We start from the raw sequence: 16142 nt of genomic DNA, 5'->3' as shown, positions 1-16142 counted from the left end.
GATTTCTTAAAGGTGACTTTTCAGGATCTCCTCAAAGGTATCCTCAACCTCGTCAACGCTGATGACTGACAAATGATAGAGGGAAGATAGACTGGTTCTTACATCTTGGCTAACGTCGGTTAAAACCATGAAAGCTTGGTTTCTCTGAAGACCGAGGTCAGAAGCAATCTTGGAGTACTTCTGTACTTTGTCTTGGTACTCACCTGTCTTCGACTCCACCCAGTAGAATTGATCGTTAACATGAAAGAAAAGATCCATCTCAAAATCAGCTCCGTTCGACAAAGTGACTTGGGCATTTGTTATGTAAGAGAAATCAATCTTTCCAGTTTGACTTGTAGCAAGACAGATCAGCTTATCCCTGACGTATCTCTCTAGCCAGTTTCCTGAGAGAAAACTCAGTGCCTGGGGCGATCTACTGGGCCTTGCCACCAACAGGTACTTGGGTGCCCTAAAGTATCTGTACTCTTCCAAAAATGCGATTCCGTATAACTCTTTGGCGACTTGGCAAGTTGCGCTGATTACTTGTTGGGGCTCGTCTTTAAAGTTTATTGAGAAAGAGTTTCCGCTGTTCATATTTGATTTAATCATTCTATAGAATCTTTTGATCGAAGAGTATCGGCTGCCCATAAAGGCAGCTATTTGATCTAGCTTTTCCTCTTTTTCTCCCACAGCTATGCTTTTTATCCTTACGTTTTTTGAGTTTAAGAATGACTCTATCTTTGATATATCAACAGTAGCTACCCTATCCTTGTCTCTTGGCACTTTGTCTATTGATTCAGGCTCTGGTGGTTGATCAATAATCTGAGTGATCTGATCATTCTGGGAGTCCTGATCTGTAGTTTGAGATGTCTCTAATTCGCGAAAATTTCGAAGAGCAACTTGTAGGTGCTGATAAACATACTGAGTTTCTTTCAATAAGTTTTCCAGAAGAACTCGCTGGTTGCTTAGTTGCTTATCCTGCTCAGCTAGCTTTACAGATATGGTTCGTAGAAGGTCTCTACTCCAATCTTTTAGCAAGCTCTGACAGCTATCGACTAGGCGAAATTTAAACTCTTCAAGGTTAGCTTGGGAATCGTGTAACTTCTCAGAGATTATGTTCACCAATTCTTCGCTCAATTTGCTTAGCGCTTTGTTTGCTTCGTCAAGGACTTGGCTGTGTTGGCTTAACTGTGAAGATATCTCTCTGATAATCTCTCGTTTCCAGATCTCTAGTTTAGGGTTTGCCCTATACTGGCGAGCAACGTAAATACCTAACGAGAAACCAATAGCTACCCCAATCAATAAAACCAAAACGAAGTCTACCAAATGCCCCTGGCCCCCGCGCTGTTACTTTTCTTTCAAGTTGACTGGACTACCCGCTTGCCTCAACATGCTATAGGGAGATGAGCAAATTTTCAAGTAGAGGGCGGGCCTGCCCCTGACCCCTGAGAAGCTAGGCGCTGATGAGGGATCCCAGCCAGCCTTTCTGGAGAGCCTTCTGCGCGGGAGTCAGTTCAGGCAACACCTCCAACGTGTAGACATCGGGCCGAGGGGGATCCAACGGGATCCAAAAGTGTTTCAACTGATCGGCTTGAAAAACACTCAAACAAATGACCTGGTGGGGCTGATAGGCTGTCAATCGTTCTGCCAAGTTGGCAGCGTTCACCCTGAACCCATCCAGGGCCACCAGCTCATCGCCGGCCCAGATGCCTGCTTTTTGCGCCGGGGATCCCATCTCCACTGCGCTGATGCGATTGCCCTCGCCGTTGAAATTGAGGCCCAGGTATGGGATGGGGTTGGGGCGGCTGAAGTGGGCTTTAAGGGTGAGGCCAAGGGGGTGTAGGTAAGTGTTGTAGTCTAGCTCTTCCGTGCCTTCCACATAGGCTGCGAAAAACCGGCCAAGATCGGCACCGGCTGCCCGCTCAAACGCCTCCCGCAAGTCTTGGTCGCTGTAGCCCTTCTCTGACCGACCAAAGCGCTGCCACAGATCCTGCAAAGCCGTATCCAGGGATCCCCGACCGCCGGAAAGGTGACGGATGTGCAGATCCAGCAGCCAACAGACCAAAGCCCCCTTTAAGTAATAAGAAACCTGGCTGTTGAGGGTGTTTTCGTGGGGGCGGTAGAGTTTGATCCAGGTATCGAAGCTGGACTCCCGCAGCGATTGCACGGCCCGGCCCGGAGTACGCTGCAAGCGACCAATCTGTTCGGAAAGAACTTTTAAAAAATCGCCGGCACTGAGGATCCCTGCCCTCAACAAGATGACATTTTCGTAGTAGCTGGTCGCTCCCTCACAAAACCACAGGCATTCCAGATAGTTTTCTTGGTTGTAGTCGATCTTTTCCAATGCCAGCGGACGCAGACGCTTGACATTCCAGGCATGAAACAACTCGTGGGCCAGCAAAGACAAAAAGCGCCGATAGGACTCTGGCTGATGCAGCTCCAGCCCAGAGTAAAGAAGGGTGGTGCTGTACTTGTGCTCAAGGCCACCAAATCCTCCCGGCGACAAATGCACAATGAACCAGTAGCGGTCGTAGGGTAGCCCACCGAAAAACGCGGCTGTGGTTTTGACAATGGCCTTGGCATCGGCAACGGCCCGATCGACATCCAGAGTGCCTGACCCCCAAACCACAAGGTAATGCGGGATCCCTTCCACCTCAAACGATTGCATCCGATGCAGGCCCACCTCCACCGGGCTATCCACCAGCTCGTCATAGTCCTCTGCCACAAAAGACTGGCCGGAAGCGGGATCCCCAGAAGGAGAGGTCAAGGGCCGCAAACTGGTGGCGATGTGCCAATCCGGCTTGGGGGGGATCACCGTCAAAGTGTAGGGTTCCCGCTCGCGACCGGGCACGTAGAGGAAGAGCGCTGCCCCGTTGAAATAGGCGTGGGTCAAATCCAGATGGTTTGTGCGCACCGTCAGCTCATAGGCATAGACCCGGTAGCACACCTTCACGGCAGAACAGCCCGGCGGATCGATCTGCCAGGTGTTCTTATCCACCTTCCGCCAGGCCAAAGGGATCCCTTGCTCGGTTGCCGCCTGAAACTCCTGCACATGACGGGCATACTCCCGCACCAAGTAGGATCCCGGCGTCCACACCGGCAGTCGCAGCCGCAAAGGCACCTCTGGATCCACCTCTTGGATCTGCAGTTCCACCTCCAGCAGGTGATTGGCCGGATCCGGCATCCGCACTGTGAAATGCTGGCGGCTCAGTTGAGAAGGTGCAGCAACGATAACCTCTGGGATCCCCATAGAACCCACCCTACCCTCTACTGCCAAGGGCTGGCGCAGCCCCCAGCGGCAATGGCTCCTATCCTAACCCTTGCCTTTGGCTGGAGAGCAGCAACGAGACTTAAAAACGTAGCACGTGCTACAAAGATGCCTGGGCAGAACCTTCTACTTTAGGGTAAATCTTGGTATCCTCGTAGATTCTGAAGTCAATGGGTTGCAACCTAGCCTAATGCTTCTAGATTGATCTTAGTAGGTTGATCTTAGGTATAAACTGACCTTAAAAGGTTGATGAGTATGGCGGTGGCCGTAGCGGAAAAATCTCTGATCACAGCCTTCAAGCAATTGGGAGGCCCTCACCATCCTCCGGTTATCGAAACGTTCGAGCGCGGGAAGACCATTTTTTTTCCAGGGGATCCGGCGGAGCGGGTTTACTTTTTGGTAAAGGGAGCGGTTAAGCTCTCGCGGGTCTACGAAATGGGAGAGGAAATCACAGTTGCCCTCCTGCGCGAAAACAGCATCTTCGGCGTGCTCTCCTTTATCACGGGACAGCGCTCCGACCGCTTTTATCACTCGGTGGCTTTTACACCTACCGAGTTACTCTCTCTACCGATCGAGCAGGTGGAGAAATCCCTACAGGAGAACGCCGAACTGGCCATGTTGCTGGTTAAAAGCCTGTCGTCCCGCATTTTGCAAACGGAGATGATGATCGAGACGCTGGCTCATCGCGACATGGGATCCCGTCTGGTCAGCTTTTTGTTGATCCTCTGTCGCGATTTCGGAGTGCCTGGCCCGGATGGGGTCACCATCGATCTCAAGCTGTCTCACCAGGCCATTGCCGAGGCCATTGGCTCAACCCGCGTCACCATCACCCGCCTGTTGGGAGAGCTGCGCAAGAAGAAGTACATCTCCATTCACAAGAAAAAGATCACCGTACACGACCCGATGCGGCTGAGCCATCGCTTTGCCTAGAAGGAAGAGGAGAACACCTCCTGAGCAGCACCCTGCCTAGGCAAACCCCGCTCGATGGTTGGTTGAAGCTCTACCCGGCCTATGTTCAATCTACTGCTGCAGCCTTGAAGAATCTCTGTGCCCGAAGGACAGACTTAAAGTTTTCTGGAAGCTGACCGGATCGCGGGCAAAAACCTACTAGTCTATGGGGGGATCTGGCTTTGGCCAGAGCTATCTAGCCAATTGCTGAGGTGTAACTGTGGAAACAGCCATCGAGTGGATTACCGCCCATGAGATCCTCGACTCGCGAGGGCGTCCCACCCTAGAAGCCCTGGTGGGTCTAGCCAATGGGGCAACGGGCTTGGCGCAGGTTCCCAGCGGCGCTTCGACCGGTACCTTTGAGGCCCACGAGCTGCGGGATGGGGATCCCAAACGCTACGGCGGTAAGGGTGTGCTGAGGGCGGTGGAAAACATCCTTGGCCCCATCCAGTCGGAGCTGCAGGGAGAAGATGCCCTCAACCAAGCCCGTATTGACCAGTTGCTGATCGACCTGGACGGCACCCCCAACAAGTCCCGCCTGGGGGCCAACGCTATTTTGGCAGTTTCTCTGGCGACAGCCAAAGCGGCTGCGGAAGCAGTAGGCTTGCCTCTTTACAAATACCTGGGGGGGCCCTTTGCCAACCTGCTGCCGGTGCCGCTGATGAACGTGCTCAACGGCGGCGCCCACGCCGACAACAACGTCGATATTCAAGAATTTATGCTTGTGCCCATTGGAGCGGCCAGCTTTCGCGAGGCGCTGCGCTACGGGGCTGAGGTGTTTGCGGTACTAAAACAAGTGCTGCAGCAGAAGGGGCTGTCCACCGGTGTGGGGGATGAAGGGGGGTTTGCTCCTGATCTCGACTCCAATGCGGCGGCTTTGGATCTGCTGATGACGGCTATTGAACAGGCAGGCTACAAACCGGGAGCAGATATCGCCTTGGCCTTGGATGTGGCCGCCAACGAGCTGCTGCAGGATGGGCAATATCACTTTGAGGGCAAAGCCCACAGCGCGGCTGATATGGTGGCTTACTACCAGCAACTGCTGGCCAACTATCCCATCCTTTCCATTGAAGATGGGCTAGCGGAAGAAGACTGGGCCGGTTGGCAAGCCATGACCGCTCAACTGGGATCCCGGGTACAGCTGGTGGGAGATGACCTGTTTGTAACCAACCTGACCCGCCTGCAAAAGGGTATCGACAGCGCCGCCGCCAACGCCATTTTGATCAAGCCCAACCAAATCGGCACCCTGACGGAGACCGTCTCGGCCATCCAATTGGCAGTTCAAGCCGGCTTTCGCACCATCATCAGCCACCGCTCTGGCGAGACGGAAGACACCACCATTGCCGACTTGGCGGTGGCCACCCGTGCCGGGCAGATCAAAACCGGATCCCTCTGCCGCAGCGAGCGCATTGCCAAGTACAACCAACTGCTGCGCATCGAAGACGAGCTGGGGGAAGCGGCAGTTTATGCCGGTCGGGTGGGCCTGGGTCCTAGAGCTCGCTAACTTCCCGTTCCGTCCCAGGGGATCCCTAGCACCTGCACCAAAAAGGCCCAGCGGTCGGCAGCTTCCTCAATCAGCTTGCTGGTGGGCTTGCCGGCCCCGTGCCCTGCCTTGGTGTCGATGCGGATGAGGATGGGCTGGGATCCCCCCTGGGCTGCCTGCAGGGCAGCGGCAAACTTGAAGCTGTGGGCGGGCACCACCCGGTCGTCGTGATCTGCGGTGGTGATCAGGGTGGCGGGATAGGCAGTGCCGGGCTTGAGGTTGTGCAGAGGGGAATAGGCGTAGAGGGCCTTGAATTCCTCCGGGTTCTCCGGGGATCCGTACTCGGAGATCCAGGCCCAGCCGATGGTGAACTTATGAAAGCGCAGCATGTCGAACACCCCCACTGCCGGCAGGGCCGCTGCAAACAGCTCCGGCCTCTGAACCAGGCAGGCCCCCACCAGCAGGCCGCCGTTGCTGCCGCCGGAGATGGCCAACTTGGCGGGGTTGGTGTAGCCATGGGCTATCAGCCACTCGGCAGCGGCAATAAAGTCGTCGAACACCTTTTGCTTGTTGAGCTTGGTGCCCGCCTGGTGCCACTCTTCTCCGTACTCGCCGCCGCCGCGCAAACTTGGCTGGGCATAGACACCGCCCATTTCCAGCCAGGCCACCAGACCCACTGAAAAGCTGGGGGTAAGAGAGATGCCAAAGCCGCCGTAGCCATACAGCAGAGTGGGGTGATCCCCTGTCCGAGCCAGGCCGCGGCGGTGGACAAGAAACATGGGGATGCGGGTGCCATCTTTGCTGGTGTAGAACACCTGCTGCACCTCGTAGGCCTGGGGATCGAAATCCACCTGGGGCTGACGGAACAGGGTGCTGGTGCCGCTGGTGAAATCGTAGCGGTAGATGGTGGGTGGGGTGGTGAAGCTGGTGAAGGTGTAGAAGGTCTCGGTGTCGTAGCGCTTGCCGCCAAAGCCGCTGGCGGATCCCAGCCCGGGCAGCGGAATTTCCCCCAGGTAGCTACCGTCTAAAGCAAAGGTCTTGATCTGGGTGTGGGCGTCTTTGAGGTAGAAGGCCACAAACTGATTGTTGATCAAGCTAACCCCCTGCAGGGTCTCCTCCGCCTCGGGGATCACCTCCTGCACCTGGTCGGGCTGCTCCAAGTCAATCGCCACCAGTCGCCGCCGAGGAGCTTGGCAGTCCGTCAACAGCCAAAAGCGGGATCCGTCGTTGCCCACGAAGCTGTATTCGGCCTCAAACTCGCGGATGAGCTCTACTACAGGAGACTGGGGATCCCGCAAGTCTTTGTAGAAGATGAGGTTTTTGGGATCCGTGCCCCGCCAGACGGAGATGATGAGGTAATTCCCATCTTCAGTAACCCCGCCGGCAAAGCCCCACTCTTTTTGGTCGGGGCGGTGATAGACCAAAACATCTTCTGACTGGGAGGTGCCCAGGCGGTGGTAGTAGAGCTTCTGGAAGTAGTTGGCGCTTTCGTATTCGCTGCCGGGGGCCGGTTCGTCGTAGCGGCTGTAGAAAAATCCCTGCCCGTCCAGGGTCCAGCTTACTCCCGAGAACTTAATCCAGCGCAGGTGATCCGGCAAATCCTCGCCGGTCTCGATGTCCCGCACCTTCCACTCTTGCCAATCGGAGCCGGAGCAGGAGAGGCCATAGGCTAAATACCGTCCAGCGTGCTCCGCACCGCTGTCGCGAGCGCGGCTGATGGCAATGCCCGCTAGAGCCACCGTGCCGTCTTCCGAGAAGGTGTTGGGATCCAGCAAAACCCGCGCCTGGCCCTCTAGACTTTCTTGGGTGTAGAGAACGCTCTGGTTTTGCAGGCCGTCGTTTTTGAAGTAGAAGTAGCGGCCCCCTTCTTTGAAGGGCTGGCTGTATTTTTCATAGTTCCAGAGCTGGGTCAGGCGTTCTCGGATCCGCTGCCGGGCTGGGATCTGCTGCAAGTAGTTAAAGGTAAGGTGGTTTTGCGCCTCAATCCAGGCCCGCGTCTGCTCCGAATCCAGATCCTCCAGCCAGCGGTAGGGATCCGGCACCGGCTGCCCGTGGTAGATGTCCACAACAGTGGGATCGGGATAGCTGGGCGGGTAGTTGAGCATGAGACCTAAGCGCTAGAGCATGACTCTAGTCAATAATAAGCTCAACTATACTGAAAATAATGTATAATATGTTCAGTACGGATTACTACCAGTTGATCTTTCTGTTTACTTTCGAGTCTGCCAACATGGTAGCCAAAGCAAAGCAGAAAATTGGTAGTAAGACGACACGGAAACTGCGCTTTGGGTATTCTACTCAAAGCTTTGCGGGATACCGCCATTCTGTTTGGAAACAAACAGAATGCTATCGCTGCATAGTTGAACAGTGATGTTCAGCAGTGTTCAGCGTAAATGTATCAGACCCATTCCACTATGGCAGAGGAGAAGCCAAAAACCCACTCTCCGGCTTTTGCCAGGCATGCTCGCTATAGTGGAAGCCGAGTTGCGGGATAGATTCTGTGTTGCAGGCTTCTCCTTTCTTCCAGGCCGGGCGGATGGGCGCCTATCCCCTGGGCTCAGGCTGCTATCACTTCTCGGTGTGGGCGCCCTTGGTTGAGCAGGTGGAGCTGAAGCTGCTCAGCCCTGTCCAACGTTGCTTTACTCTAGTGCGGGATGAGCAGGGCTATTGGCAGGGGGAGGTGGACGGGATCCCACCTGGGCCAGTGGACTACCTCTACCGCCTGCACACCTCAGCAGGGGTAGTGGAGCGGCCGGATCCCGCTTCCCGCTGCCAGCCCTACGGCGTCCACGGCCCTTCGCGGGTGGTGGATCCCCACTTCGACTGGCAGGATCAGGGGTGGAAGGGGATCCCGCTGCCCCAGTGGATCCTCTACGAGCTGCATGTGGGCACCTTTACCCCTGAGGGCACCTTTGCCGCCCTGATCCCTCGCCTGCCGGAATTGGTAGAGTTGGGGGTGAATGTGCTGGAGCTGATGCCGGTGGCCCAATGCCCGGGGGGACGCAACTGGGGCTACGACGGTGTTTATCCCTACGCGGTGCAGACCGCCTATGGGGGAGCTGAAGATCTGAAAGCCCTGGTGAACGCCTGCCACCAACTGGGTTTGGCCGTCATCTTGGATGTGGTCTACAACCACCTGGGGCCGGAGGGGAACTACCTGCGGGATTTTGGCCCCTACTTCACCGACAAGTACCACACCCCTTGGGGGGATGCCCTCAACTTCGACGACCGCTATTCTGACGGCGTGCGAGAGTTTTTCCTACAAAACGCCGAGTACTGGCTGGAGGAGTTTCATCTCGATGGGCTGCGGCTGGACGCGGTGCATGCCATCTACGACTTCAGCGCCTACCCCTTCTTGCAGGAATTGGCAGAGCAGGTGGATGCCCTAGAAGCTCGCACTGGCCGGCCCAGGGTTCTCATTGCCGAAAGCGACCTCAACGATGTCCGCCTCATCACCCCCCGAGAGCAAGGGGGCTACGGGCTAGATGCCCAGTGGTGCGATGACTTCCACCACTCACTTCACACCCTGCTTACCGGGGAAAAGACAGGCTACTACCAGGACTTTGGCGAATTGGAGCACCTGGCCAAGGCTTACCGGGAGAGCTACGTTTATTCTGGCCAGTACTCCTGCTACCGCGCCAGGCGTCACGGCAACTCCGCTGTTGGGCGACCGGGATCCCAATTTGTTGTCTGCATTCAAAACCACGACCAGGTGGGCAACCGCAGGCTGGGAGAGCGCCTTAGCCAGCTCACCTCTTTCGAGGGCCTCAAGTTGGCTGCCGCTGCCCTGCTGTTGGCCCCCATGCTGCCGCTGCTGTTTATGGGGGAAGAATACGGGGAGGTGGCCCCCTTTCTGTATTTTGTCAGCCACGGGGATCCCGACCTGGTGGAAGCGGTGCGCCAAGGACGCCGCCGCGAGTTCAGCGCCTTTGCCTGGCAGGGAGAGCCGCCGGATCCCCAAGCTGAGGAGACTTTCCTGCGCTCCAAGCTGAATTGGGAGTTGAAAAAGGCCGGTCACCACCAGGTTCTCTGGAAGTGGTACCAGACCCTGATCCGGCTGCGCAAAACCCAACCGGCTCTCCAGCACTTGGAGCGGGATGGAGTGGAAGTGGAGCCGTTTTCGGGCGCTGGCCTTGCCCTGCACCGCCGCCACGGATCCCAGTCTTTGCTTGCCCTTTTCAACTTCAGCCCCAATCAGGCGGTCACCTATGCCCATTGGCCCAGCGGCACCTGGGAAAAACTTTTGGACAGCCATGAGACCCAGTGGTTGGGAAAGGGATCCTCTCTACCCGCCGGAAGCCAAGGAGATCTTGTGGAGGTACCGCCCTATGGGGTGGCGGTGTACGGTCAGAACCCCTAAAAGAGGTAATCCCGGCCGCAGCCGTAGCGCCAAGCCTCGCGGCGCCGCTTCCAGAAGTAGTCCTGGGGGTTGGTTTCCGGCTCCGGGCGATCTGTTAGCCTTTGCAGCAGCTCGAAGAGGCCAAGCGCGCCAAAGTGGCCCGCCCATTCCACCAACTCCGGCAACCCCAACCGGGGCAAAAGTCTGGCTACCAAGCTGGGATCCCGACGCGTCACCCCCCACAGGGCCTGGGCCAAGCCGCCGAACTGCACTACATCCTGCAAAAAGGGCTTCACCACCTGGGGGCCAGCGGCAACCATGGCCGCAAACACCCTGCTCAACAGGCGGTTAATGCTATTGGGATCCCAACTTTTGTTCTGCAGAGGGGGAATCATGGCCTTCTGAAATAGCCAGGTCACGGCCAAGTTGGGCTGGTAGGGTTGCAGCAGGGCCAGGGCTGCCTGGTTCAACTGCCGTTGCGCCAGGGCCTCGTGGATCCCCTGCTGTAGGCGATCCAGGTGGCGCAACATGGCGCCAAAGCCGCCAAAGCTTAGAGGCGACTGGCTGCCACTGCTATCCCCCACCGCCAATAGGCGATCCCAGGGCAGTTGCAGCGGGCTGCGGCGGTAGGCGGGGAAAACGCCACATAGCTTGCGCACCCAGCGGATCTGGGCCAGCTCCACCCCCTGGTAGGCTGGCAGCAGCCGGCAGTAATCCCGCCAGAGCTGCTCTAGACTAGGCCGCCGGGGATCCCGGTCGCAGTAGGTAAAAAGATAGGTGGTGCGCCCATCGCGGGCAGGGAAAGCTTCCCAAAAGGGCTGGTAGCCGTTCTGGGCTGGGGTAAAGCTGTAGAAGAGATCCCCGCTGGGTTGGTCGGGCAGCCCCTGGGCACAGGATCCCACCACCAGACAGACGCTATCTGGCGGCTGCCCTTGGCGAGCCTGGGCCGCGATGGGCGAGCGGTGCCCCATGGCATCCACCAGCAGTTGAGCACGGATCTGTCCCTTGGTGGTCTGGAGGCAGATCCCATCGGGGTGAACGGTGGCACTTTGAAAGGCAGTCTGCTCCCACACTTGGCCCCCCCAGGCCAGGAAATGCTGCTTGAGGAACTCCAGGAGGCTGACTGGATCCACGCCCACATTCAGCACTCCCTCCACCCACCAGTGGGGGCCCTCCCCAAAGCCAATCCGCCCCCTCGGGTAGTGGGTAACCTGGACTGCCTCCCACTCGGGCGGGGTAAGCAGCTCCAGCTCTAACAACACCTGCAGCTCCTGGTGTGAGGTGTTCCACTCCTGCTCCCGCCCCCGCAGGATCCCGCGCTCCAGCAGGATCACCCGCCAGCCCCGCTTGGCCAAAGCCGCTGCCAAGAAGATCCCCAGGGTGCCACCGGCAATGACAACATCCACCTCCCAGCTGCCCAAGCTCTGGGAAGCCTGCTGCACGACTGTCGGCGGTAACTCCCTCCGCCTCTGCCGCAGGGATCCCCACCAGGCATCCGAGGCGGGCAAGGCTTCCGGCGGGGGGACAACTTCAGCCATCGGCAGGAGGAACCCACAAGACCATCCTCTTCACCCTAAATCAAGCCCCGACTTTTGAGGCGACGATGAATCAAAACCAGCGTATCCACCTCGCCGACATTGCCCGGAAACAACACCACCGGCAGGTTGGGAAAGCGGGGATGGTCTGCCGGGGTGATCACCATCGAGATCCCAGGGTAGACTTGCCCCAGCAGACGCACCGCCGGCAAGTTGAGGCCAACGCTGAGGGTGTCGTTGGAGGTGATGCCGCCCTTGCTGATGAGATAGCCGATCCCTTCTGGCAGCCCCTGCACCACACCCATCAACAACCGGGAAACCTTCTGCCCAAAAGCTAGGCGCATTTCTACGGCGTCCTTTTCGAACGTCAGTTCCTCTCGGCTGGTGTAGACCACCGGCGTCAGACCCTGCTCATAGGCGCTGTGAACTTGGGCCAGGATCCCAGGCAGCAGCTCCGCGTCGGGATCCAATAGTCGCCTCACCTCCACCTCGATGCCTTGGGTTTCAGGCTCCTGCAGAAGGCGGGCCAACTGCTGGCTGGACTTTTGCACATGGGATCCCACGATCACCACCCCCGGTTGAGAGGAGCGAACAAACTGCCCCATCTGTTCCGGGGGAACGGGTTGTGGCGGCAACTGGGCCAGAGCCGTCAGGAGGCTGGCGGCACTGCGAAACAAAAAGCGTTTGCCTTGAGAGGCTGCCGCCAAAACATCTTGGGCAAACCGATCCAGATCCGCTTGAGTTTCTCCATCCACTACACAGCAGATATTCCCCTGCAAGGCCAGCAGCCGCGGCAAACAGCCAGAGCGAATCTGCTCCAGGGTAAATCGCTCCACTTGGTCAGCCCGGATCCGCCCCTGTGTTTTCTCCTGTACATAAGCGGGCAAATAGCTGTGGTGGTAGGCAAACACCGAGTCGCGGGCAAACTCCGTCTCATGCACCGGGATCCAGCGGCCCTCCACCCGCAGGTAATGGGTGCTCCGCCGCGTGATGCGCCCCCCTTCAAAAAAAGCCGGCACCAGAAAATGAGCATCGAAGGGCCCCAGCTCCGCTGCCATCACATCGGTTTCCAAGGGGTAGTGCCCCCGCAAAGTCGAGTCGGAGCGGCTGACGAAAATAGCCTGCTCACATCCCAGCTCCGCCATCACCTCCTTCAACGCCCCACATACCGACCGCGTCACCTCCGCTGCCTTCGCCGGGGGCAAAGCCCGAGTATTGGTGAGGATGAAGCGAATCGGCGAGCTATCCTGCAACCCCAGCTTCAAGGTCTCCGGATCCCAGCGGGTGAGGAGCAGGCAACTGTGAACGGTTTGGGATCCGGTGGGATCATCGTCCAACACAATGATGGGGGGAAGAGCCATGAGACCGTCTCAATCGACAAAGCAACCCGAGAACTCCAGAGGACGAATCCCCCTCAGAGGGCAACCGCTGTTCTCATCTTCGCCTAAGTTGGCCGTCTTCTCTGCCCTTATTCCAGGCGAAGTTTGCCATGATTGAGATCAACTGGCTCTGTTGAATCCAAAACGACTGCAGACATTTCCCCCCTGCCCACATTCATGGGAGAAAGCCATGGGGCAAGCCGAGCTGCAACTTCACATCAAACGGGTACAGCAGGACGTGCTGCGCATGGGGGCGCTGGTGGAAAAGTCGGTGGTCTTGGCCCAGCAGGCCCTGTTTGAACAGAACTTGGCCGCCGCCGAACAGGTGATCGCCCAAGACAAGCAAATTGACCGTTTTTATCGTCAAATCGAGAAAGACTGTATTAATTTGATTGCCTTGCGCTCCCCGGTGGCGCGGGATCTGCGCTGGATCAGTACCCTGATGCAACTGGTACGCGATCTGGAGCGGATTGGCGACTACGCCAAAGATTTGGCCGAAGTGGCCCTGCGCTTGGTCATGTACCCGCCGCCCCCGGAGCTGGGTCGTATTCAGGTGATGATGCAGCGTTGCCAGAAAATGCTCAGCCACAGCCTGGTGGCCCTGACGGAATTGGATGCTGACCTGGGCCGACAACTGAAGCGGGAAGACGACGCCGTTGATGAAGATTACACTAACCTTTACAATACGTTGGCGCAGCAGTCTGACATTCGTGGATCGGTCGAGCCTATTCTATTGATGTTGCTGGCGATCCGTTACCTAGAACGTCTGGCCGACCACAGCACCAACATCGGCCAGCGGGTTGCCTTCATTGTCACCGGCCAGCGTGACTAATGCCAATGGGTTGGGTCTTGTGATGTCTTAACCCCTCTTCTTCTCTCCTCTTTTGCCAATACCCAAAATGGACTTCTCTCGAATTTTTCAGCATTTTCTCTCTCAGCCTCCCGATCAATTGACCGACAAAGATACTCTTCTTGCTCTCTTGCAGTCCGCCGATCCAGAAGCGCCGGAAATGCTGGAGATTGCCCTCGATGGCCTGGTGCGGGCCGGGTTTCTGGAACGACTAGGGGATCCCCCTCGCTATCGGCGCAAGCCGGACGAATCTTTGGTGGTGGGGCGTTTGCGCTGTTCCAGCAAAGGCTTCTGCTTCGCCATTCGGGACGAGCCGGGGGTAGAGGATGTGTACATCCACGGCAGCAACCTCAGCGGCGCTTGGAATGGGGATCAGGTGTTGGCACGGGTCACCAAAGATGGCAACCGTCGCCGCAGTCCAGAAGGAGAGGTGGTGGCCGTCATGGAGCGGGCCAATTCTGCCCTGGTGGGTCGCCTCAAACAGACGGAACAGGGTTTTCGGGTTGTGCCCTTGGATGACCGGCTGCTGTTCGAGCTGGCCCTGACGGAGGGATCCCCTGTCGAGCTGGCGGAAGGTCGGGTGGCCTATGTGGAGGTGAATCGCTACCCGCTGGGGGATCTGCCCCCAACCGGAACCATTCGCAAAATTTTGGGCGACGGCCCAGAGGCCTCCATCGATGCAGATTTGGTCTGTTGCAAGTACGACCTACCGCAGGAGTTTCCCGCTCCAGTGTTGGAGGCAGCAGCAGCTCTGCCCAAAAAGCTCAGCCGCTCTGACCAAAAGGGCCGCCGCGATCTGCGCGACTGGTTTTGCATCACTCTGGAGCCTTTGGATCTGCAGCATCCCCACGGCTTGGAACCCAACGTGGCCGTCTCCCTACAACGGCAGGAGGATAACCACTGGCTGCTGGGGATCCACATTGCCGACGTAGCCCACTGGCTGGATCCCGACCACCCCTTGGAGCAAGAGGCTCAGCAGCGGACGGCCACCGTCTACCTCGATACGATGGTGCTGCCTCTCTTTCCGCCGGAGGTGCACAACCGCCTGGCTCTGTTGCCACAGCAGGAGCGCTTGGCCTATTCACTGCTAGTGACCCTCGACCCAGAAGGGGTGGTACAAAACTTCGAGATTTACCCCAGCCTGGTGCAATCGCGGGCTCACCTGTCCTATGGTCAGGTGCAGGCTCTTTTGGCCACCACCGCCGACTTGGGCCCCGACGAAGAAGTGCCGGAGTTGATGGCCCTGCTGCAAAATCTGCTGCGCCTCAGCCAGATCCTGCGGGCCAAACGTCACCAAGCGGGGGGATTTGACCTGCCCCTGTTGGATTTGCTCACTCCCCACTCTGCCGATGAAAGCGGCTACGGCCCCCTCTTGATCAGCGATCGCCTCGGCGCCCATGCCCTGATGACGGAAATTCTCCTGCTGGCCAACCAAATCCTGGGCCACCATTTGCGCCAGTTGGGGATCCCTTCTTTGGCCCGCGTGCAGCCTGCCCCTGCCGCCGAGGCCCTGCAGAGCTTTTTGCGCCTGGCCAATGCCATGAAGCTGGATTTGAATTTGCAAGATCCCGCTGTCGTAACTCTGGCGGACTGGCAGCGGATTTGTGCCCGCATCACCGCTCCCGATGTGTTGGCCTCTGGCGCGAGCCCGGCCTTGGTGGCGCAGATGCTGGCCACCTTGCCCCCGGTCGAGTATCGTCTTCAGCCTCTGGAAGAACACCTGGGCCATTTTGGCTTGGGCCTCAAAGAACCCTACGCCACCTTTACGGCCCCCTTGCGCCGCTATGCCGACTTGCTCAATTTGCGTGCTCTGCACCTGGCCCTGAGCAAAGGACGCGATCGCCGCAGCCCTCGCTCCAAAACTGTGGTGGATCTGCACGGCCCCAGCGGCTACGGCCAAATCGACTGGCAGGTGTTGCCGCCCAAGGCGCAGGAGGAATGGCAGGCGTTTCTCCAGGCGCAACTGCCCAAAATTCAGGAGGGGTACCGGATCCGGCAGCAGGCGGAACGGGAGCTGATGGGCCTGAAGCGCTCTGAGTTCATGCAAAAGCACCTGGGAGAGGTGTTCCCCGGCCTAATCATCGGTGTCCAGAACTACGGCTTTTTTGTCCAGGTGGATCCCATCTTGGCGGAAGGCTTGGTGCGGGTCAGCACCCTGAAAAACGATTGGTACGAGTACCGCAGCCGTCAGCAGGCGCTGGTGGGACGCAAGAGTCGGCGCCAGTTTCGCCTGGGGGATCGGGTGGAGGTGCAGATTAAGAACGTGGATTACTACCGCCAACAAATTGACCTGGCGGTAATCGGGGAAGGCCGTCCCTACGAAGAAGAAGAATAAGGCGGGGATCCCTCCATGGATCGCAG

10 protein-coding genes are annotated in these 16142 nt (G+C 57.8%); 5 read left to right on the top strand and 5 right to left on the bottom strand.

The window, feature by feature from the left end:
• Positions 1 to 6 precede the first annotated feature (6 nt).
• Both ACVWY9_RS03720 and ACVWY9_RS03715 read right to left on the bottom strand, forming a co-directional pair.
• Entirely contained in the window at positions 7 to 1305 is a 1299-nt protein-coding gene (locus ACVWY9_RS03720) for a hypothetical protein (RefSeq protein WP_457387550.1), read from the bottom strand.
• Between the two features lie 127 nt (positions 1306 to 1432).
• A complete protein-coding gene (locus ACVWY9_RS03715; protein ID WP_457387549.1) occupies positions 1433 to 3229 on the bottom strand; it encodes a M61 family metallopeptidase in 1797 nt (598 codons plus the stop codon).
• 273 nt (positions 3230 to 3502) lie between these two features.
• Here ACVWY9_RS03715 and ntcA point away from each other — a divergent pair, with 273 nt between their 5' ends.
• Entirely contained in the window at positions 3503 to 4177 is a 675-nt protein-coding gene (gene ntcA / locus ACVWY9_RS03710) for a global nitrogen regulator NtcA (RefSeq protein WP_011434093.1), read from the top strand.
• Positions 4178 to 4415: 238 nt separating this feature from the next.
• Positions 4416 to 5699 carry a phosphopyruvate hydratase gene (eno, locus tag ACVWY9_RS03705; RefSeq protein ID WP_011434092.1) on the top strand — a complete coding sequence of 428 codons (1284 nt, stop codon included), beginning with the start codon at positions 4416 to 4418 and terminating at the stop codon, positions 5697 to 5699.
• Here eno and ACVWY9_RS03700 read toward each other — a convergent pair.
• Entirely contained in the window at positions 5696 to 7783 is a 2088-nt protein-coding gene (locus ACVWY9_RS03700; RefSeq protein WP_457387548.1) for a prolyl oligopeptidase family serine peptidase, read from the bottom strand. The genes eno and ACVWY9_RS03700 overlap by 4 nt on opposite strands.
• A 431-nt stretch (positions 7784 to 8214) precedes the next feature.
• Here ACVWY9_RS03700 and treZ point away from each other — a divergent pair, with 431 nt between their 5' ends.
• Positions 8215 to 10038 carry a malto-oligosyltrehalose trehalohydrolase gene (treZ, locus tag ACVWY9_RS03695; protein WP_457387591.1) on the top strand — a complete coding sequence of 608 codons (1824 nt, stop codon included), beginning with the start codon at positions 8215 to 8217 and terminating at the stop codon, positions 10036 to 10038.
• Here the strand turns inward: treZ and ACVWY9_RS03690 are convergent.
• Positions 10035 to 11555, bottom strand: a complete 1521-nt coding sequence (locus ACVWY9_RS03690; protein WP_457387547.1) for an NAD(P)/FAD-dependent oxidoreductase — start codon at positions 11553 to 11555, stop codon at positions 10035 to 10037. The genes treZ and ACVWY9_RS03690 overlap by 4 nt on opposite strands.
• A gap of 35 nt (positions 11556 to 11590) precedes the next feature.
• Positions 11591 to 12913 carry a four-carbon acid sugar kinase family protein gene (locus tag ACVWY9_RS03685; protein ID WP_457387546.1) on the bottom strand — a complete coding sequence of 441 codons (1323 nt, stop codon included), beginning with the start codon at positions 12911 to 12913 and terminating at the stop codon, positions 11591 to 11593.
• 208 nt (positions 12914 to 13121) lie between these two features.
• On the opposite strand from ACVWY9_RS03685, the gene phoU reads away from it, so the two are divergent.
• Together phoU and ACVWY9_RS03675 are read left to right on the top strand one after the other, a co-directional pair.
• Complete coding sequence (gene phoU / locus ACVWY9_RS03680) at positions 13122 to 13763, top strand: phosphate signaling complex protein PhoU (RefSeq protein WP_414357802.1); 642 nt, start codon at positions 13122 to 13124, stop codon at positions 13761 to 13763.
• A 148-nt stretch (positions 13764 to 13911) separates the two neighbouring features.
• Positions 13912 to 16116, top strand: coding sequence for a ribonuclease R family protein (locus ACVWY9_RS03675; RefSeq protein WP_457387545.1), 2205 nt, complete (start codon positions 13912 to 13914; stop codon positions 16114 to 16116).
• Positions 16117 to 16142 lie beyond the last annotated feature (26 nt).

Source organism: Thermostichus sp. OS-CIW-31 (genome assembly GCF_054060305.1).
The sequence above is the reverse complement of the archived record's forward strand: the minus strand, read 5'-3'. Positions and strand labels throughout refer to the sequence as shown.